Here is a 19743-nt window from a genome sequence, read left to right as displayed (position 1 = left end):
ATTAAACGGCGAACGGTTCTTTCAAAATGCGGTTTCGTATAATGTATATACCATATTTTACAACGGTTTGCAATGGGAAAATCAGCGAACAGCATTTAATTCTTTTCGTAAATCAGATGCCCACCGACCTATGGTTTTCGCCATAAGCTGGTGGGCATCTGCTGTTCTGGTTTATAATTCACTGATGGTTGCAGTAATGGGCTGCATGAGGATTCGCCTGACCGGGTTATATACTGCCAGCACCACCGCCGCCAGCACGACTACGGCAATCACGGCAAGACAGCCCCACGGCACCTGCCACGCTGCACCGAAATAATGGGTGATGAGCAGGATATACAGCTTCAGATTCAGCACAAGACCCAGCGCAATGCCCACCACAAGGCCGGACACTGCATAGGTGCCAGCTTCGGCAGAGACCATGCGTTTCAGCTGTGCATCATCCATCCCGATGGCACGTAGGATGCCATACTGCTTCATTCGTGCCGACACGCTCATGGAAATGCTGTTGACGATGTTCAGAATGGTGATTCCTGCAATCACGATGAGAAACGCATAGACCACCAGATGGAACGCCCAGTAGGTGCTTTGTATCATCCGATTTCCTTCGATTCGGTTGGAAAAAACAACCCGCTTGTTTAACGTGTCACTCAGCAGGGTGTGTATTTGTGCAATGGCTGCGTCTGCTGTGGTATCTTTTAGTTGAATATCGATCACCGCATAGCGGTTTTGCCCGGTCAGCTGATGGAAGGTTTCTTCGGTGCAGATAACAATCGGGGAATCGGTACTACTGAACGGGCTGTCGTTCAATACACCCACGACTGTGAGCTTTGCATCCTCCAGCTGGATGGTATCACCCACGGTCAGGGAGTTGCTTTTGTCGAATACCGTCAGCACAGGGTATGTGCCATCCTCCGGCTCCTGCGGAAGGGTTCCGCCAATCAGGTCTTTTTTCGCCCAGCCAAACTGTATCGTATCGTATGAAATCAGGTCGATGGACCCCTGTTTTCCCTGATATTCCGCCGGGAGCGGGCAATACATCCGCCCGAATGCGTGTTTGACTTCCGGCAGAGCTTCCAGCTGCTCCACCAGCACCGGGTCAAGGACATTTTGCCCGGATGTTTCAGCCACCGATAAGTCCGGTGCGTAGGACTGCAACGGATTCAGCGCAAATCCAACCCATCGAAGCAAAACCGAAAAGCTCAAAAACAGGAGAATGCTTAACGCAAAGGAACCTGTCATCAAAAGCAGATTCTTTTTGGACGAGGTTGCATGGCTCATGCCCAAAGAAAGCTCTGCACGACTTCCAAACAACCGAGCATGACACGGAGAAGCCGCTGCATTTTCCACCGCATTCCCGGTTGCTGCTGTGATTGGAGAAGCTTTTGCCGCCCGCCGTGCCGGAGAAGATGCCGCGAACCAAACCGTGACTAGTCCCAATACCATTCCGCAAACAATGCCGACCGGGCTTATTCCGAACACCGGCAAAGAGCTGAACTCATCGCCGATAAATCCACGCAGAAAGGAACACAATCCCCATGTGGAAACGATTCCCAGCACACACCCTGCTGGAACAGCAGTTTTACACCAGAAAAGAGCTTCCAGCCGGACAAGCGTCCGAACCTGATTTTTTCCTGCCCCAAGACAGCGCAGCATTCCATAATAGCTGGTACGCTGCGCTACATTGCTGTTGATGCTGCCTGTGATCATAAAAATTCCGGCAAGGACGACCATGCCAGCCAACACAGCCGCTACCGCATATAAGCCTACAATATAATCGTTGTTGCTGCTTGCGTTCAACGCCATCAGGTAAGTATTTTCGGAGATTTTTTCTTCTGAAATTCCGTACTTGTTTTCGATGTTCACAATGGACTGCCGCAAATTGGTATGTGGCTTGAACTGGATGAAATACTGTGTTTCAAAGGATTCTTCTACCTGTGCGGCAATCTGAGAAAATGTACTGCGGTTCATCACCAGCACAACAGCATCATACTGGTTCGCATCGGAGGTATCCTCATTGAAACCTGCGACAGTAAGCGAAATGGTCTGTCCATCCGGGAGCGTCAGCGGAATCGCTGTACCGACCGTGACATCCAGCCAATCCCGGATGTTTGCTGTCACGAGCACTTCGCCATCCGCCGGGGCAGTGCTGCACTGCATTCCCGGAAAGATTTGAAGGATCGCATCATCTGCTCCTACCAGTGCGGCACGTTTATCTCCGGCAAAGTAGTTTTCCGTAAGGGAAGCGTTGATGTCGCTATACGCCGAAAATGCAGCAACATCCTCCTGTGCGGCAAGCTCTGCGGCTGTTTCAGGGGAGATATCCTTTACCATGATATGCCAGTTTCCGTTTTTGTTCAGCTGGTTTGAGGTTTCCATCCGAATCGCCATATCTGCCATACTGAACACCGCCGTAACCAGAAACACCGCAAGGACGATGCACAAAATCGTCATGCGGTTCTGCCGTCTGCGTACCTTGGCAGAAATCGGGATCAGGCTCAGATAGCTTTTCATTTCTGTGCTGCTCATTCCCGGCACCTCCCAAAATCGGTCAGGCAGCCGTCCGATACCTGCAACACCCGGTCTGCCGTCTGCGCAATGCTGCGGTTGTGGGTGATCATCAGGATGGTCTGCTCGTATTTTCGGGATGTTTCTTTTAGCAGGGCAATGACCTCGCTGGTGTTCTGGGTGTCCAGATTGCCGGTCGGCTCATCTGCCAAAATCAGTGAAGGGCGGGTCATCAGGGCGCGGCCGATGGCTACCCGTTGCTGCTGCCCACCGGAAAGCTGGCTTGGCAGATGCTTCCGACGGTCTTTCAGATTCAGCACGGTCAGCAGTTCTTCCAGATATGCCCTGTCCGGCTTTTGGTAGTCCAGCAGCACCGGGAACAGGATGTTCTGCTCCACGGTCAGCTCCGGGATGAGGTTGAATGCCTGAAAGATAAAACCGATATTGCGGCGGCGGAAGATCGTCAGTTCCCGGTCTTTCATGGCAAAAACATCCTTGCCATCAATCAGCACCTTGCCGGAAGTCGGCGTATCCAGTCCGCCAATCAGATTGAGCAGGGTGCTTTTGCCGGAGCCGGATTCGCCAACGACCGCCACATATTCGCCTTTCGGCACGGAAAAGCTGACATCTTTCAGCGCATGGACAGCAGTTTCTCCGCTGCCGTAGGTCTTGCAGAGATGGTTGACTTCTAAAAGTTCCATAGTGTATCCCTCACTTTGCAGGTTCCTTCGATTCAGACGGATTATCTCTGTCTGTGCAGAAAAGGATAACACGTCAACCTTACTGCAAGCCTACACGCAGCCTACAATTTTGTAGGAATCGGAAAATTCAGAGTAAAGGTCGTGCCCTTTCCCAGCTCGCTGTCTACTTCAATGGTGCCGTGGTGGGCTTCCACAACGGCTTTTGCCAGCGGCAGACCCAGCCCGATGCCCTGTGTATCCTGTGAAAAGCGGCTGCGATAAAACCGTTTGAAGATATGGTACAAATCTTCCGGATGGATGCCGCTGCCGTTGTCGCGCACTTTGATCTGAACCATGGACGGCAGTGCATTCCACTCTACCCGAATCGTATCTCCGCTCTTTGTGTGGTCAAGGGCATTCTTTACAAGATTGTCCACAGCTTCCTGCATCCAGTCACGGTCGCACCAAAGTGTAACCGCCGCTGAGCCAGACAGAACGAGCTTTTTCTGTTCCCGCTCTGCACGATAGTGATACTGCCGCGCGATGTCCTGCACCATTTCAGCAACATTTTCGTCTTTCTTCTCCAAGACGACCGAACCGGCATCCAGCCGGGTGATTTTGAGCAGATTCTGCACCAGCGTTTCGATGCGGTCCAACTCCTGTTCGGACAGGTCTGCAAACTCTTTGACCTCCGACGGCGAAACAGCTTCGTCCTGAAGCAGACCGTTGTAGATATTCAACGCCGCCAGCGGTGTTTTGAGCTGGTGCGAAATATCTGCAATGGTATTTTTCAAAAAACGCTTCTCCCGTTGCTCGTTGTCTGCGTGTGCGCTCAGAACTGCCGCCAATGCATTAACGGAGTGAAACAGACGGTAAAGTTCTCCCTCCCGGTCGCAGTCCAGTCGTGCATCCGGGTTGCCATCCAGACAGCTTTGGATTTGCTGGACTGCCTGTTCCAGAAGCGCGCTCTGCCTTTGGAAATAGCGAAAAAGCACGCCCCAGAGACAGCCGCCCAGAAGCAGAAAAACCAATAGTAATCCGAAAGAAAATACATGCGTCGTATGCCATACGATGCCCTGCGTGAGAGCCAATGCCGCCGCCCAGACCGCCAGCACGGCTTGGAACAAATTTCGGATCTCCCGGTTTGCGAATACTTTCATACGGCACCTTTACCCATTCCATTTATAGCCCATGCCGCGGACAGTCAGCAGCATCTGCGGTTTGCCGGGATCGTCCTCGATCTTCATCCGCAGCCGCCGGATGTACACTGTTAAGGCACTGCTGTCAATGTAATCCCCATTGCAGTCCCACAGTGCATCCAGAATTTGTTCCTTGGATAGCACGGCATTCGGATGCTGCATAAAGAAGCAGAGCAGCTTGTACTCTGCACCGGTCAGTTCCAGCAAGATTCCGTTTTTGTATGCCTGCCCCTGCAACAGCCGGACGGTGATGCTGCCCGATTCCAGCACGGGTTCTCCTGCGCTGGACGCATTTGCACGGCGAAGCAGTGCATTGACCCGCGACAACAGGACACCCAGCTTGAACGGCTTGGTCAGGTAATCATCCCCGCCCAGTTCCAGTCCCATGATGATATTCATTTCCTCATCCGAAGCAGTCAGGAACAGAATCGGCACGTTGGATGTGCGCCGCACCTTCTGGCAGAAATCGAAGCCAGAGCCATCCGGCAGGGAAACATCCAGCACCAGCAGGTCATATTTTCTGTCCGACCACAGCACCTCGGCTTCTGCCAGCGTCCGGGCTGTATCCAGTGCAAAGCCCTGTTTCTTGAATGCAAAGGTCAGCCCACTGATCAGGCTCAGATCATCTTCCAAAAGGAACAGTTTTCTCATGATTTCCTCTCTTTTCTGCGTTTTGTGTGTCCTACAGGTTCAAAAGCATTATAAGTTTTTTCTGCGAACATTACAATGCGCGAAACGGAAATTGTTTCTTGCCGTATGTTAAGTATAAGTCCTACTATCACCGCTTTACTGCAATAAAATTTGCAAAATCATCTTGACGCACCCCACGAACCATGATATTCTCTGTCACAAATCCCACTGATTTTGCGGATTGGTCAAAAGCCATTCACAAGATGTGGTCGTGTTCATTCTGAACACTGCCTCACCGTGGATTATCCCTAAAAGATTAACCGCCCCGCAACACACCCGATTCATTTTGCCGCTTACTTCACCCGACAAAATCATCGCTGCGCTGCGAGGGCGGTATTTTTCTTTATGGGAGTTGTACCTTGAAAATTTTATGAGCCGACTGGACGTGATACCGACTTTCCGTCAACGCCGCTGCACAAACAGGGGCAGGAACTTCGTTCGGAGCAAACGGTGACCCACATACATGAGCAGCACAACCTCTACTTATTTTTACGCCTTAACAATTCGGAAACAATTACCTGGAAACGATTTTGAGCGCAGCGGTAGAGGGCAAGAACCGTCCCGTGGCCACAAATTTTCAATTCTTGAAAATTTCCTGTCCATCCGGGACTTCACTTCTACAATGCGTCTGCATTTCCGAAGTGATCTTGTTGGGGTAGCGCTTGTCGGGGCAACGCCCCTCCATCTGCTATCGCAGACCGCGCTGCCGCTTAAAAGCCCCACTGGGGCTTTCATTGCTGCGCTGCGCTTCGCAAACGCGGTCCCACCCCAAACCCTGCTCATGGTTCGCACCTGACGGTGCGAACAGCAACGGCGTGTCGTGCTTTACATAACTTCACCGAGGAGTTATCGAACAGACAGGAGGTACAATGACCAAAACGAATGTCAAAGCAAATCCTAGCACGCCCCACCGCCACGACACGCCGAACAACAAACCAAATAGAGAGCAGACTGTTCTTCTTTCACACACCCATTATATAATTTTCCTGAATCTGCTTGACGAATATTACGGTTAGTGATATATTTATTACAGTAACCGTAACAAGGAGGCAAACCATGCGCGATAATGCAAAAGGTGGTGCGCTTACAGAAGTCACCTTTTATATTTTGCTTTCTCTTTATACGCCAAAACACGGATACGCTGTTATGCAGTTTATTGAAGAAAAAACAGACGGACGGCTTTCCCTAGGCGCAGGCACTTTATATGGAGCATTAAACTCTTTGCAGGACAAGAAGTGGATTGAACCTTATGGCGATAGTGAGGGAAGAAAAAAAGAATACCACATTACAGCACAGGGAAAAGAAATTGCAGAAAAAGAGCTTGCAAGACTAAACGAACTTGTAAGCATTGCAAGTGAAATTATTGGAGGTGCAGTATGAGTAAAAAATGTTATCGCTTCTTTGGTGGATTGCTAAATGCACAGGCAAAATGGTTAAACAAAATGTCCGAAAAAGGCTATCGACTTGTCCGGACAGGGAGGGTGCTCTATGAATTTGAAGAATGCAGTCCTGATGAAGTGACCTATTGTGTAGAGTTTATCGGAGAAAAATCAAAAGAGAATGCAACGGACTACGCTGATTTTTTGGAGGATATGGGCTACAAGGTATTTTTCAAGAATATCAATCTAAACTATTCTGTCGGAAAAGTTCGATTGCGTCCATGGGCGGAAATGGGCGGTCGTATTGCAACAAACGCAACAACTTTTAACAGGGAACTATTGATTGTAGAAAAATCAAACGACGGAAAGCCTTTTGAACTTCATACTTCTTACGCCGACAAAGAAAAATACTACCGCAATTTGCGTAACCCATGGCTATTCCTGCTGCTCCTATTCGCACTGTTTGCGATTATCAAGCATTCTATTGTCTTGGGTATTTTTTCATTGGTTTCTGCAATTCCCAGCATTCTATACCAGCTCCAAATTATAAATGTCCGACAAAAAGCCAAAACGTGGGAACAATAAATAATAATCAAGAGGGCGACAACAGAAGCTGTCGCCCTCTTGATTATTATTTATAGAAATACCAAAAAGATTGCTCCGCAGCCTTTGAAGAACAGCACCGTGCAGAGCTGACAGGGTACCGGGCGGCAGCAGCCTATCTCAAGGCAAACAACATCACCAAGCTGCCCAGCCCGAAAAAGCTGGAAGCCGAGTATGCACAGCTGGCATCCGAAAAGGCGAAGTTCTACGAGCAGTACAAGGAAGCCAAGGAAGAACTGCTCAAACTGAAAACCGCAAAGCAGAATGTTGCGTCCTACTTCCGGGAGGAAGAACCGGCGCAGCAGGAGAGATAAAGGAGTGTGCGTATGATCAACTTGAAAATCGACCCGGAGTTCCAGTCCCAGATTCCCCCTCTGACCGATGATGAATTTAAGCAGCTTGAAGAAAATATCCTCAAAGAGGGCAAGCTGCTCTCTCCTTTGATCGTGTGGAACAATACACTTGTTGATGGCCATAATCGTTATGAAATCGTTCAGGAGCATCCCGAAATCTCTTTCTCCACCATGCCGCTCCCCTTTGAAAGCAGGGAAGAAGTTCTCGCTTGGATTTGTAAGAACCAGTTGGGGCGGCGCAACCTCACCCCGGAGCAGAAGAAGTTCCTCATTGGAAAACAGTACAGTGTGGAGCATCGGAAGCCCGGTGGAAACGGCAACAACCAGCACACGGCTGCTGCCAAGAAAACCGTCCCGGAGGAATTGTGTCAATTTGACACAATTCCTCCCACCTCTGCGGAAGCAAGCATCCGCAAGCAGATTGCAGAGCGGAACAACGTCAGTGAATCTTACGTTGCCCGTTCTGAAAAGTTCATGCGAGGCGTTCAGATCATGGATCAGATGATACCCGGTATGCAGGAGAAAATCCTGTCCGGGCAGTTCAAAGTCCGTGATGCCGATATGCACCGCCTCGCCAGAGCCGATTTTCCGAACCGCAAGCAGATCGTGCACGAGATTCTGCACCCGGAGGACCGCTCTGCTCCGCAGAAACGCATCTACGGAATCAACTATTCTGCGCTGGAAGCTGCCGTCCGGCGAATCCAGCAGGATGTTGATTTCCTGATGAAGTATCTCCCCAAGGTGCCTGATGATGCCTATGTGAAAGTGGAGACCACGAAGATTCTCAAACAACATAAGGCATATATGGCACAGTTTGAAGAAATGCTGAACGATGAAAAAGTCGCATAACGACAGGCAGTTGTAAGCCATCAATGAGCCACCAGCCGCAAGTGCAGGGCGGAAAGCATCCGCGCCCTTGCGCCTGATAAAAATTGGAACTTTGATTTTCTCGCCCGACTTTGCCACGGTGGGATGATCAAAGGAGCGTGCGTTTGAACAAAAAGAAAAAGTCCACAAACACTTCCCCTTACCCTGATGAAGTCATTGACCGTCTGGCACGGGCGTTCTATCCGGCCATCCTTGCCTGCTGGAACAGCGAGGAAGGTCAGCGGGAGTTTGCCGCGTGGCAGGCAGAGCAGGCTCATCATGCCCCCAGCAAAGAGAAACAGAGCGTTCCCAACTGCTGGGTATCCGTAAAACAGTTTTCGAAAAATGACACGGCAACTGCCTGTCAGGATTGGTTACGGAGTACCCGGCTAGGCCGAGGAAGCATCAAGTCCCATGTCCGCACCGTTAAGGTGTTGGGTATGGGGCTTTTTGCATTTCAGGAACGTATACACCTCTGGAAAGGTGTAACACACTAGACTTTGTACCAAAGTCGTGTGCCAAGGGTGCTGCGCCCCTTTGGAATCCCTGCTTACATCGCCTGTGGGCGATGTGGATTCGCCGCACAGAAAGCTCTCACAAAAGGCACACCCGGCTGTCTGCGGCGAGGAGAAGGCACTTCTGCGGAAGTGTAATAACCCACTATGACACTTTCATCCCTGTGGTCTGCAAAGTGTAGTGGGCTCTCCGAGGGGGAACGGCTGTATAGAGTGCGTTTCGGGCAAATCGCCGCATACGTGTATACGGAAGATGGGTACGCACGTACGCAGTAAATCGGCCAAGTTCTCCCATGTAGAGGGTGTAATTTCGATAAAGAACGTGGTATAATTGACTCAACAAATCGATTTGTGGAGGCGATTATTTATGAAAAAAGAAACCAAGAAATCTATCTTATTCTATGCAGCTTCTGCTTTGTTATATATGGCTTCACTTATTAGCTTCATAAGTGGAAATGATAATTCTATGGCTGTTGTATGGTTGTGTCTTGGTTCATCATTTCTTTGCCTTGGCTCGACGCATCTTTGTTTAGGTTTGTCTCGTAAGAAAAAGGGAAACGACAAAACCGATGCAAGCAATAAATAAATTCCTAGTATATCGCACTCACTCCTAAGCAGGGTTTGGGGCAGGCACGCCCCAACAAGAAGCTGTCCCAAAAGGGCAAGAATTTTCAAGAATTGAAAATTTGTGGCCACGGGACGATTCTTGCTCTCACGAAAACCCATACTTTTTGAAAATCCACTTTTCGCAGCCAAAGGAGGATGCACCATGAAAAAAGAGATCGAAGCCTTCGTCAACGCAGCCAACGAGCAGGAGTTGGAAGCCGCATGGAATAACCTCTCGGCAGAGGAACAGCGAGTTTTCGAGCAGCTCATGGAGGAAGAGCCACCCGAAGATGCACTGGCATTTTTCGCACAGCTGTATGATGATGCCCCGAAAGAGCGGACCAGCGAGACTGTGAACATCTCCGAAAATGAAATCTATTTCAAGCGGAAGCCCTTGACCGAAGAGCAGAAGAAACACAGCTCTTATGTGGACGAGAACGGCAACCTCCATGTCAAGAACCTGTCCGCTTTCTGGATTCCAGAACTGACCACCACGGAGAAAGTCGGTCACACCACCTACACCGTGACCGGCAGCTATGAGGGCAAGGAGTCCTTTTTGAAGAAGCTGGAGCGCATTGTTGCCAAGAACGCCCAGCAAAAATTTGAAGATGAGGGTGCAGACGAATGACAACTGCGTCCAATTCTGCTATACTTGACCCGGTAACCAATCCTGTACCGACAGTTGCTCCACAGAGTAAGGAGGACACAACAATGTCTGGAGCAACGAATAAAATCACCGCACTTTACTGCCGACTGTCGCAAGAGGACGCACGGCTCGGCGAAAGCCTGTCCATTGAGAACCAGAAGGCTATTCTTCTGGAATACGCTAAGAAGAATCACTTTCCGAACCCGGTGTTCTTTGTGGACGATGGATATTCCGGCACGAACTACGACCGCCCCGGCTTTCAGAGTATGCTGGTCGAGATTGAAGCGGGGCGTGTAGGAATCGTTATCACGAAGGATTTGTCCCGACTGGGACGCAATTCTGCCTTGACAGGTCTGTACACAAACTTCACTTTTCCCCAGTATGGCGTTCGCTACATTGCCATTAACGACAACTACGACACCATTGACCCGAACAGCGTAAACAACGATTTTGCGGGCATTAAGAACTGGTTCAACGAGTTTTACGCCCGTGATACCAGCCGCAAGATTCGGGCTGTTCAGAAGGCCAAGGGAGAGCGTGGAGTACCGCTGACGGTCAATGTGCCGTACGGCTATGTGAAAGACCCGGAGAACCTGAAACATTGGCTTGTTGATCCAGAAGCGGCTGCAATCGTGAAGCGCATCTTCTCCATGTGCATGGAAGGCCGTGGCCCGACCCAAATTGCAAACCAACTGTGGGTGGACAAAGTTCTGACTCCCACCGCCTATAAGTTGAGCCATGGCCTGAGTACGAACTCACCCGCCCCGGAAGACCCTTATCGTTGGGATAAAAGAGCAGTAAGTTCGATTCTGGAACGCCTGGAGTACACTGGCTGCACAGTCAACTTTAAGACCTATACTAACTCTATCTGGGATAAAAAGAGACATCTGAACCCCGTGGAAAATCAGGCTATCTTCCCGGATACACATGAGCGCATTATTGACGATGATGTATTTGAAAAGGTTCGGGAGATTCGTAGCCAGCGTCACCGCATGACCCGGACAGGCAAGAGCAGCATTTTCTCCGGTATGGTCTACTGCGCTGACTGCGGTTCCAAGATGCAATATGGTTCGTCCAATCACAGGGACTTCAGTCAAGACTTCTTTGATTGCTCTCTGCACAAGAAGAACGGGAGCAAGTGCAAGGGACACTTCATCCGGGTAAAGGTTTTGGAGGGCCGTGTGCTAAGCCATGTTCAGCGGGTGACGGACTACATCCTCTGTCATGAGGACTACTTCCGCAAGGTCATGGAGGAGCAGCTTCGGGTGGAAAGCACCGAAAAGCTGACTGTCCTGAAGAAGCAGCTTGCCCGGAATGAGAAGCGGATCGCAGACCTCAAACGGCTGTTCATGAAGATTTACGAGGACAATGTTAACGGAAAGCTTAGCGATGACCGCTTCGACATGATGAGCCAGAGCTACGATGCCGAACAGAAGCAGCTGGAAGAGGAAGTTCTCTCCATCCAGCAGGAAATTGAAGTACAGGAACAGCAGATCGAGAATATTGAAAAGTTCGTTCAGAAAGCGCACAAGTACGTTCATATTGAAGAACTCACCCCTTATGCTCTCCGTGAACTGGTGTCGGCCATCTATGTGGATGCCCCGGATAAGTCCAGCGGAAAGCGGGTGCAGCACATCCATATCAAGTACGATGGGCTGGGGTACATCCCTCTGGATGAACTGGAAGCAAAAGAAAAGGCGTGACCGAAGTCACGCCAAATCTTCCCCATTTCGGGAGCTTTTGCAAATACTGTTTTATGGGAACTCTGCTACGGGGAACGCCCTGTTGTACATATCGCTGTCGTATGCGGATTTAATCGCAAGTTTTTCAAGCAGTGCAATTCTCAACAACGTATTTGCGATATGCAATTCACGGTTGTTGCCAACAAATCAAATTGTGAATTGCGATGGCAGGGTGCGTCCTATTCAGGGGCGCACCCTGTTTTTGTTTTTATGGAAACTCATGCTGTTCCATATGCAACGAGCGGGTCATTTCTGCGAACGCCCAGTGCAGTGGTCTCGTACAAAACCCGCCCTGCAAATCTTGCACGGACCTCGCAGTTCTGCGTCCCATCGGAGCTTTTCCACCTGCCCAGCAGTGCATCCTTTAATACTTCCTGCCCAGCACAGACTTGCGGAAACCAGTATCCATCTGCCGGTGCTTCTTCGTAGACGGCTTTTGCAATTTCTGTTTGCGGAACAGCATCGAACGCTTCTTTTCTTATTCCAAGATGGTTCATCAGACGGAGTACATCTTCGCAATCTGCATCCACCTCTTCGGGAGTCCAGCGGCCATTTCCGCCCCGCTCCAACAGCAAAGCAGGGATTCCTTTTTGTGCTGCCAAGCTGTACAATCCATTTCGGGCTGTTGAACAGACCCGCATGGAAACAGAAAGAGCCTGTGCCGCCCTGCGGGTCTCCTGCTCCACTTTTTGCCCGGCTCCACAGGGAAAGAATACCAACGGGGCCAGTTCTTCATTCCAGTCTCCGCCGTGAAGATCCAGAAGAAAATCCGCTTCCGGGTAAAGGATTTTTTCGATCGTCCATGCCATCCGCTGTGTTTCGGTTCCGTCCGCCTTACCGGGAAATTCCCGGTTCAGGTTCCTGTCATCTGCCGGATTCAGTTGTTTTACCCCTGCAAAAAATCCTTTGGAATTGACTAGCGGCAGCAAAATGACCTGTCCAAAAAGAGTGGCACAGTCCAGCGTTTCCACTAATTTTTGCAGAGCCAGAATGCCGACGTACTCACAGCCATGCACCCCAGCTGTGACCACCAGCGTCTTTCCGGGGTGCGCCCCGCACAGCAGCCATGCTTCCAGCGGTGCACCGCCGGGAACAGGCAGTTTCACCTGCCGTTTTTCGCCGGGGGCGATTTCAAAGCCGCACAGCGTCATGCAGATTCCTCCGTATCAAAGACGACAATGGATTCCAGCAGCTTACGGGCATACTCGTCCTTCGTTTCACTGATGCGCTCTACCGGCAGATTCTCTGTTACCCGGCCCTGATACAGGAACAACACATCATCACAAAGATAGGTAATGGAGGTCAGGTCATGGGTGATAAAGATGTACGTCAAACCAAGGCGGTCTTTCAGTTCCCGCAGCAAATCCATGACCTGTACCTGCGTGTGTGCATCCAGCGAGGAGATTGCTTCATCAAACAGAATGATCTCCGGCTTGCAGGCCACTGCGCGGGCAATGCAGACACGCTGCAGCTGTCCGCCGGAAAGCTCATGGGGAAACCGGTCAGCAAAATCGGCAGGCAGACCGACCAACGCCAGCAAACGGCTCGTTTCTGCTTTCCGATCCAGTTTTTTGCCCTCTCTGCGTTCCTGTACGGTCAGACCTTCCCCAATAATATCCCGAATGCGGAACCGGGGATTTGCGGACGTCGTGTAATCCTGAAACACGATACTGAGTTTGTTTTGCAGATTTTGACGTCCGGCACGGGAAGCGTAGACCGAAACGCCATCCAGAACGGCTTCGCCACTGTCCGGTTTGAGCAGTCCGCAGAGCACACGGCCCATCGTAGATTTGCCGGAACCGCTTTCCCCCAGAATACCGAGACAGGTGCCCTCTTTTACGGTAAGTGACACATCAAACAACACCTGCTGCCGGGTATGGCCAAAAATTTTATCCTGCCGCTCACTGCGGAAGCTTACATTGATGTTTTTGAGTTCAAGCATGGGCAGTCTCCTTTTTGCCATTCAAAACAGCGGTGTACCGACGCATAACATCCGCGCGCTTCTCCACCAGCAGTTTCGTATAGGGGTCTTGTGCATGATGCAGGATATGCTGGAAATCGCCGCGGTCCACCACTGCTCCGTGATTCAGCACCACGATACGGTCTGCCACGCGAGAAATGGCATTCAGGTCATGTGAAATAAAGATCATGGCCGTGTTATGATTTTCTTTGATATGCAGAAGTTCGTTCAGAATCTCATACTGGGTGATGGCATCGATCGCCGTGGTAGGTTCGTCTGCAATCAGAAGAGACGGTTTCATGGCTGTTGCAATGCCGATCATAATGCGTTGGAGCATACCGCCGGAAAGCTGATGCGGATATTTCTCCAGCACTTCCTCCGGGTTTCGGATGCGCATTTTTTCCAGCAGTTCCAGTGAGCGGATATGGATTTCCTCTGCTGTCCAGTTATTATGCGCCGAAAACGTCTCAGCGATCTGTTGCCCAATGCGGTACAGCGGATCAAAGCAGGTCATCGGGTTCTGAAGAATGATGCCCACCTTTCCACCGCGCAGACGGCGCAGTTCCTCGGCACTCTTGCCCAGAAGCTCTTCCCCCTGAAACTGTGCACTGCCCTTGACATGGAAGCTGTGGTCCAGCAGGCCCATCGCCGCTTTCATCGACATTGACTTGCCGGAACCACTTTCCCCCAGAATGCCGAGGCACTCGCCGGGATCAACCGCGAAGGACACCCCGCGCACCAATTCGATTTCCTTATGGTGGCTCTGCAAAGAAACGTGCAGATCGTTCAATTCAAAAACAGGGTTCATTTCTGCACCTCCTTGGGGTCCAGCACATCGCGCAGAGCATCGCCCATCAGGTTGAACACACAGACCAGCACCACAATGGCGATACCGGGAGCGATCATCTGCACCGGGTTCGACGTCATCACATTTTTTGCCTCATTGAGCATTGCGCCCCATTCCGGCGTGGGAGCCTGTACGCCCAGTCCCAAGAACGACAGCGTGGAAATGTTGATGATCGCCCAGCCCACATCCAGCGAAGCCAGAACCACCAAGTCTGAAGTGATGGAGGGCAGCAGATGGCGGAACAGGATGAACCGCTCCGGCATTCCTACGCAGCGGGAGAACTGGACAAAGTTCCGGTCGCGGTACTGCATGACGCCCGTGCGGATCATACGGGCATACCACGCCCACTTGATGAAAACATTTGCAATAATGACGTTCTGAACGCTGACACCCAGCAATGCCACCACAGCGAACACCATGATCTGGCTGGGAAAAGAGAGCATCACATCCACCACACGCATGATAACTTCTTCTACGATGCCCCGGAAATAACCTGCCATGATGCCAAGGATCGCACCCAGACTGATGGTGCCGAACATGGTCAGCAGAGCAAGGCCGAGGGTGGGACGGATGCCATAGATCATGCGGGAAAGGACACAGCGGCCAAGCTGGTCGGTGCCCAGCGGATATTGCAGGCTGTAGGATGCAAATTTGTTCAGGATATTGGTCTCATAGGGATCGTTGGGCGCAATGACAGGAGCCAGAATGCCTACAAGACCCACCAGCAGCACAAACACAACGGTAAACACTGCCGTGCGGTTGCGGAAGAATCGTTCTTTCATGGTCAGTCCTCCTTGCGCAGACGGGGATCGGAGACGGTCTGCAAAATATCAAACAGCAGATTGAACAGGACAAACAGTACACCGATCAGCAAAACATAGGTCTGGATGACCGGGTAATCCCGATTGAAGATGGAACTGATGCAGAGCGTACCAAGTCCCGGCCACGAAAAAACATTTTCGACCACGATGGTGCCGGAGATCAGCTGCGGGATGCTCATACCCATCGCCACGATGCAGGTGTGCATGGAGTTTTTCAGAATGTGCTTGACCAGAATCGACTTCTGCGGCAGCCCGCGCACATTGGCATAGAGCACATAGTCCTGTTTCATGTTTTCCAGCATATTGTTACGGATCAGACGGATATACGTCGAAATATAGCTCAATGCCACCGTAAAGGACGGCAAGATCAGATGCCGCCATGTTCCGTTGCCGTTGGTGGGAAGCCAGTTCAATTTAACGCCAATGCCCCACATCAGCAGCAGACCCACCCAGTAGGCAGGCATGGCAGTCGTCACAAAGACCAGTCCACGCATAATTTTGTCAAACCAGCCGTCCTTATAGACTGCACAGAGGAAGCCGATAGGGATGCTGAGCACCGCCACAATGACAAAAGAGGTTCCTGCCAGCTGAAGCGTTGCAGGCAGGCAGCGCAGAAGCTCGCCCGCCACGGTACGTTTCGGGTTGACATAGCTGATGCCAAAGTCGCCGTGGAGACAGCCCAGCACCCAGTCAAAATAACGGACAAAGAAGGGTTTGTTCAAACCAAGCTGCTCTTCCATCGCAGCGATGATTTCCTCCGTGATCACCGGGGTCTGCTGGACGCGCAGCGCGACTTCCGCCGGGTTGGACGGGATCAGATTGATAAAACAGAAGCAGACGAACGAAATGGCCAGCAGCAACGGAATCGCCATCAACAGTCTGCGTACAACATAGCGTTTCATGGACAGTCCTTTCTTCAAGAAAAGCCGCTCCATACCCGAAGCGGCTTTCCCTGTCAATTCTTATTCAAAATACATATCCGCAAAGGGCACATCATACTGGTCGGTGCCAAAGTGGACGCCGTGCAGAGCAGAGGTGTACAGAGCCTTATTGCACTCATAGGTCAGCGGCAGATACATTGCATCTTCGTGCAGGTTGGTCAGAACCGACTTGTACAGCTCCTGACGCTCGGTCTCGTCCGTAGAGGTCAGGATTTTGGTAATGGCATCGTCGATCTCTGCCTTGTCCTCAAGACCCTGCTGAGCGGCATAGTCGCCATAGACCGGGGCACGCATCGCAGCCAGCGAGGACTGCGGGTCATACGGCATACCCCAGCAGATATTGAACACCATATCGAAGTTGCCGGCCTTCATGTTATCACGGTAGGACTGCTCTTCTTCGCCGTGAATGGTCATGGAAATGCCCAGCTTGAGGTACTCGCTCTGAAGATATTCGGCAATGGTCTTTTCTGTCACGCTGTCGCTGTTGTAGAGCAGGTCGAGCGCCAGCTGCTTGCCATCCTTGGCGCGCATCTTGTCGCTGCCCAATACCCAGCCTGCTTCGTCAAGGAGCTGCGCTGCAGTCTCGGTGCTGTACTCATAAGGCTTCAAGCCGACATTGCAGTAGGGGACCGTGGTGGCGTAAAGCATATCCGCAGGCTGCTCCAGACCGTAGAAGATGCCGTCAGAGATGGTCTGACGGTCAGTAGCGTGCTGCAACGCCTTACGAACTGCCGGGTCGCTCAGGATCTCATGGGTGGTGTTCATAACGATATGCCTGGTAGAGGTGGGGTCAGACAGACCGACCGTGAACTTGTCGCTGTCCAGATACTGGCTGATGGCATCGGCGTCGATCATGTTCTTGCCGAAGATCAGGTCGATCTCGCCGGATTCCAGAGCCATGATACGGGTCTGGTTGTCGGGAATGACCTTGACTGTGATCTTGCGGATGGCCGGAGCTTCGCCCCAGTAATTCTCGTTCCGCTCAAACACGGCATATTCATCGGTCACAAAATCCGTCAGCACATAGGGACCGGTGCCAATGTGGCCATTGACGCCATCCTTCGTGCTGCCGTTGATCATGCAGTTGGGGGAGATCATGGCAAAGGGACGGATGCAGCCCAGCTCCGTCAGCATGGGGTAGTAAGGCTCGCTCATCTCAATGACGAAGGTATTTTCATCGGGAGCCGACACGCCCACCAGCAGGTTCATCATTTCCAGCCAAGTGTGGCGCTCGCGGTTTTCCAGAATGGCATTGAAGTTGGCAAGAATGGCATTGGCATCGCACTTTTCACCGTCCGAGAACAGAACATTGGGACGAATGTGGAAGGTGTAGGTACAACCATCCTCGCTGATGTCCCAGCTTTCTGCCAGACAGCCTTCATAACCGTCCGCCGTAATGCTGACCAATGTATCGTAGAGGATGCTCTGGGCATACATTTCGCCTGCATACAGATGCGGGTTCAGATCACGAATATCCCGATAGTTGACAAAGATCAGTTCATCACGGACTTCGCCGGATGCCGCCGCAGAAGCGGATGCTGCGCTGGACGAAGCAGTGGACGAAGAACTGGAGCCGCAGGCAGCCAGCACGCCGGTGCAGCAGGCACCCGCCATCAGCAGGCAGAAGTTTCTGCGAGAGATTTTCATAGTGTGTTTCCTCCTGTGGTATCAAAAAACATCAGTTATAACGAAAAAGGAGCCCCACGCTTGCTGCGCGGCGCTCCCATAGGATACCACAGTTTGTCTTGCCTGACCAGTGATAAAATCGGCATAGCTTTCCATAACAAATCGTTATAGCAGGTCAAGCCTTTCCTAGAGCAGCTTTTTGAAATTTTCGATGAACCATTGTGCTGCTTCGCTCAGTTCATCGCCTTCTGGTCGAACGATTCCGATCAACAAAAACGGCTCACATCCGTTGATTTTCAGATTTTTAATGTCGTAGTGTTTATACGGCTGGTGCATAAAATTGATGCCAAGGCTGCACAGGTCGGTCTGCGTCAGCGCATTGATGGTCATGTGGTCGCTGTTCGAGTAAATGGCATAGTTCAGGTCTTTGGTACTGATGGCACCCAATGAGACCCGGTCCAGATGATGCTCCATAGAAAAGTAATCCCGTACCGCCCCGATGAAGCGCAAGCTGGACAACTCCGAGAAATCCACGCAGTCTCTCTCGTAGTATGGGTGATTGGGGCCCACATAGACACAGGCTTCTTTTACATCGAGCGGTTCAAATTCCAGATTTTTATGCCCAAGAATGTGCCGAAACGCCGCCAGCTGACGCTGTGCAATGTAGACGATACCGATTTCCGTCTGCCCACTGGCCACCCAGTTGCTGACCTCTTCGACACTGCCCTCCTGATGCTCGACAATGTACCCGTTGCCCCAGTGCCGGTAAAAATCCACCAGAAGATTCGTGATCATATTGCTGGGGTAAGTTGCCAACGTAAATTTTTTGCCATTGTGGTGCGTCGCCATCGAGCTGATCAGAGAAGCGTGTTTCAGAATGACTTTTGCATAATCGCGCACGGTCTCACCGTAGGGCGTGATCCGCAGCCCCCGGCTGCTCCGCTCCACCAGTTTTCGCCCCAGCTCTTTTTCCAGCGAGGAAATCACCTTGCTGACATTGGGCTGTGATGTATAAAGACATTCTGCCGCTTGGCTGAAGCTTCCTTTTTCACATACAATGGTAAAATACTCTAGCTGTTTGAGTTCCATCTTCTTTCGCGATCTCCTGAATTCGGTCAAATATGCATCGGTTAGCTTTAGCTTACCAAGTATAGCATTCTTTCCCGTGCAGTGCAAGATGAAAATCGCCTTTATGCAACTCAAAAAACGGAGCACCTTATAAAAGGTCTCCGTTTTGGGTATTTATTGATTTATCTTATGATTTTAGTCCATGACCTCCAGCTATATTTTTCAAATATTCCTCTGGGTCACCGTTCAGAATCAAATCCGCATAGCCCAGCGGGTCATTATAGATGAGGTAATCCAGTTCTGACCTCTGCGCCATGGTCACGTCCAATTCATCCTCGATCCCGGTGCAGTCGATAGAGATCTTCCTCCCATCCCGGAGCAGCAGCTCCACGCAGCCGGTGTCCATGTTGAACTTACAGGCTCTTTCATCGTACTTCATGTTTGTGTCCTTTCTGCCTTACGGAACCTTTACAGTTGTGACTTTCGTGATACGTCTTTTTTGATAAGGTTTTGGACACACAGCCGTTTGGAAAGAGCCTCCGTTCTGCTTTCCGAAGAAAACAAAAAATCCGAACCCTTCTCCTATCGAGAAAAGGTTCGGATTTTCATCGTTTGGTGCGAGTAGTGATACAGCATTTTTTGAAAACAATCGTAGTACAATTTGTTTTTGAGGTCATCGGATAGCAACTTGCTTG

At 50.9% G+C, this 19743-nt stretch carries 19 protein-coding genes; 7 read left to right on the top strand and 12 right to left on the bottom strand.

Annotated elements, in window-relative coordinates; all coding sequences use genetic code 11:
- Positions 1–171: 171 nt before the first annotated feature.
- The 4 genes from DWV57_RS07875 to DWV57_RS07860 all read right to left on the bottom strand — a co-directional run bounded on the left by DWV57_RS07875 (position 172) and on the right by DWV57_RS07860 (position 5035).
- Positions 172–2526: an ABC transporter permease gene (locus DWV57_RS07875; protein WP_120020455.1), complete on the bottom strand. Its 2355-nt coding sequence runs from the start codon at positions 2524–2526 to the stop codon at positions 172–174.
- Positions 2523–3206, bottom strand: a complete 684-nt coding sequence (locus tag DWV57_RS07870; RefSeq protein WP_005942816.1) for an ABC transporter ATP-binding protein — start codon at positions 3204–3206, stop codon at positions 2523–2525. The genes DWV57_RS07875 and DWV57_RS07870 overlap by 4 nt, the downstream gene beginning before the upstream one ends.
- 101 nt (positions 3207–3307) lie before the next feature.
- Positions 3308–4345, bottom strand: coding sequence for a HAMP domain-containing sensor histidine kinase (locus DWV57_RS07865; RefSeq protein ID WP_120020454.1), 1038 nt, complete (start codon positions 4343–4345; stop codon positions 3308–3310).
- Between the two features lie 9 nt (positions 4346–4354).
- Positions 4355–5035 carry a response regulator transcription factor gene (locus DWV57_RS07860; protein WP_120020453.1) on the bottom strand — a complete coding sequence of 227 codons (681 nt, stop codon included), beginning with the start codon at positions 5033–5035 and terminating at the stop codon, positions 4355–4357.
- Positions 5036–6130: 1095 nt separating this feature from the next.
- Between DWV57_RS07860 and DWV57_RS07840 the strand changes: the two genes are divergently transcribed.
- The 7 genes from DWV57_RS07840 (at position 6131) to DWV57_RS07805 (ending at position 11746) form a co-directional block, all read left to right on the top strand.
- Entirely contained in the window at positions 6131–6454 is a 324-nt protein-coding gene (locus DWV57_RS07840; RefSeq protein ID WP_117530195.1) for a helix-turn-helix transcriptional regulator, read from the top strand.
- The gene (locus DWV57_RS07835; protein ID WP_118554025.1) at positions 6451–7038 is read left to right on the top strand and encodes a DUF2812 domain-containing protein; all 588 of its coding nucleotides are present in this window, start codon (positions 6451–6453) and stop codon (positions 7036–7038) included. Before DWV57_RS07840 ends, DWV57_RS07835 begins: the two co-directional genes overlap by 4 nt.
- A 344-nt stretch (positions 7039–7382) precedes the next feature.
- Entirely contained in the window at positions 7383–8258 is an 876-nt protein-coding gene (locus DWV57_RS07825; RefSeq protein ID WP_120020451.1) for a hypothetical protein, read from the top strand.
- A 137-nt stretch (positions 8259–8395) separates the two neighbouring features.
- Positions 8396–8773, top strand: a complete 378-nt coding sequence (locus DWV57_RS14785; protein ID WP_243112322.1) for a hypothetical protein — start codon at positions 8396–8398, stop codon at positions 8771–8773.
- Between the two features lie 385 nt (positions 8774–9158).
- Positions 9159–9377, top strand: coding sequence for a hypothetical protein (locus DWV57_RS07815; protein ID WP_080545308.1), 219 nt, complete (start codon positions 9159–9161; stop codon positions 9375–9377).
- 183 nt (positions 9378–9560) lie between these two features.
- Positions 9561–10025 (top strand): hypothetical protein, encoded by a 465-nt coding sequence (locus tag DWV57_RS07810; protein ID WP_120020450.1) that lies wholly within the window; start codon positions 9561–9563, stop codon positions 10023–10025.
- An 83-nt stretch (positions 10026–10108) separates the two neighbouring features.
- Complete coding sequence (locus tag DWV57_RS07805; RefSeq protein WP_227612070.1) at positions 10109–11746, top strand: recombinase family protein; 1638 nt, start codon at positions 10109–10111, stop codon at positions 11744–11746.
- A gap of 257 nt (positions 11747–12003) precedes the next feature.
- Here the strand turns inward: DWV57_RS07805 and DWV57_RS07800 are convergent, their stop codons facing one another.
- From DWV57_RS07800 to DWV57_RS07765, 8 genes are all read right to left on the bottom strand, one after another.
- Positions 12004–12936, bottom strand: a complete 933-nt coding sequence (locus tag DWV57_RS07800) for a M14 family metallopeptidase (RefSeq protein ID WP_120020448.1) — start codon at positions 12934–12936, stop codon at positions 12004–12006.
- Positions 12933–13727, bottom strand: a complete 795-nt coding sequence (locus DWV57_RS07795) for a dipeptide/oligopeptide/nickel ABC transporter ATP-binding protein (protein WP_120020447.1) — start codon at positions 13725–13727, stop codon at positions 12933–12935. Before DWV57_RS07795 ends, DWV57_RS07800 begins: the two co-directional genes overlap by 4 nt.
- Positions 13720–14553 carry an ABC transporter ATP-binding protein gene (locus DWV57_RS07790; protein ID WP_120020446.1) on the bottom strand — a complete coding sequence of 278 codons (834 nt, stop codon included), beginning with the start codon at positions 14551–14553 and terminating at the stop codon, positions 13720–13722. Before DWV57_RS07790 ends, DWV57_RS07795 begins: the two co-directional genes overlap by 8 nt.
- Positions 14550–15374 carry a nickel/cobalt ABC transporter permease gene (gene opp1C / locus DWV57_RS07785; protein ID WP_005935744.1) on the bottom strand — a complete coding sequence of 275 codons (825 nt, stop codon included), beginning with the start codon at positions 15372–15374 and terminating at the stop codon, positions 14550–14552. Before opp1C ends, DWV57_RS07790 begins: the two co-directional genes overlap by 4 nt.
- A 2-nt stretch (positions 15375–15376) precedes the next feature.
- The gene (opp1B, locus tag DWV57_RS07780; protein WP_165853678.1) at positions 15377–16315 is read right to left on the bottom strand and encodes a nickel/cobalt ABC transporter permease; all 939 of its coding nucleotides are present in this window, start codon (positions 16313–16315) and stop codon (positions 15377–15379) included.
- A gap of 60 nt (positions 16316–16375) precedes the next feature.
- A complete protein-coding gene (nikA, locus tag DWV57_RS07775) occupies positions 16376–18001 on the bottom strand; it encodes a nickel ABC transporter substrate-binding protein (RefSeq protein WP_120020444.1) in 1626 nt (541 codons plus the stop codon).
- A 165-nt stretch (positions 18002–18166) separates the two neighbouring features.
- A complete protein-coding gene (locus DWV57_RS07770; RefSeq protein WP_120020443.1) occupies positions 18167–19069 on the bottom strand; it encodes a LysR family transcriptional regulator in 903 nt (300 codons plus the stop codon).
- Between the two features lie 166 nt (positions 19070–19235).
- Positions 19236–19487: a DUF6061 family protein gene (locus tag DWV57_RS07765; protein WP_120020442.1), complete on the bottom strand. Its 252-nt coding sequence runs from the start codon at positions 19485–19487 to the stop codon at positions 19236–19238.
- Positions 19488–19743: the final 256 nt, after the last annotated feature.

The sequence above is a fragment of the Faecalibacterium sp. AF10-46 genome (genome assembly GCF_003604105.1).
GTDB classification, from domain to species: domain Bacteria; phylum Bacillota; class Clostridia; order Oscillospirales; family Ruminococcaceae; genus Faecalibacterium; species Faecalibacterium taiwanense.
This window is presented reverse-complemented; position numbering and strand designations above follow the sequence as displayed.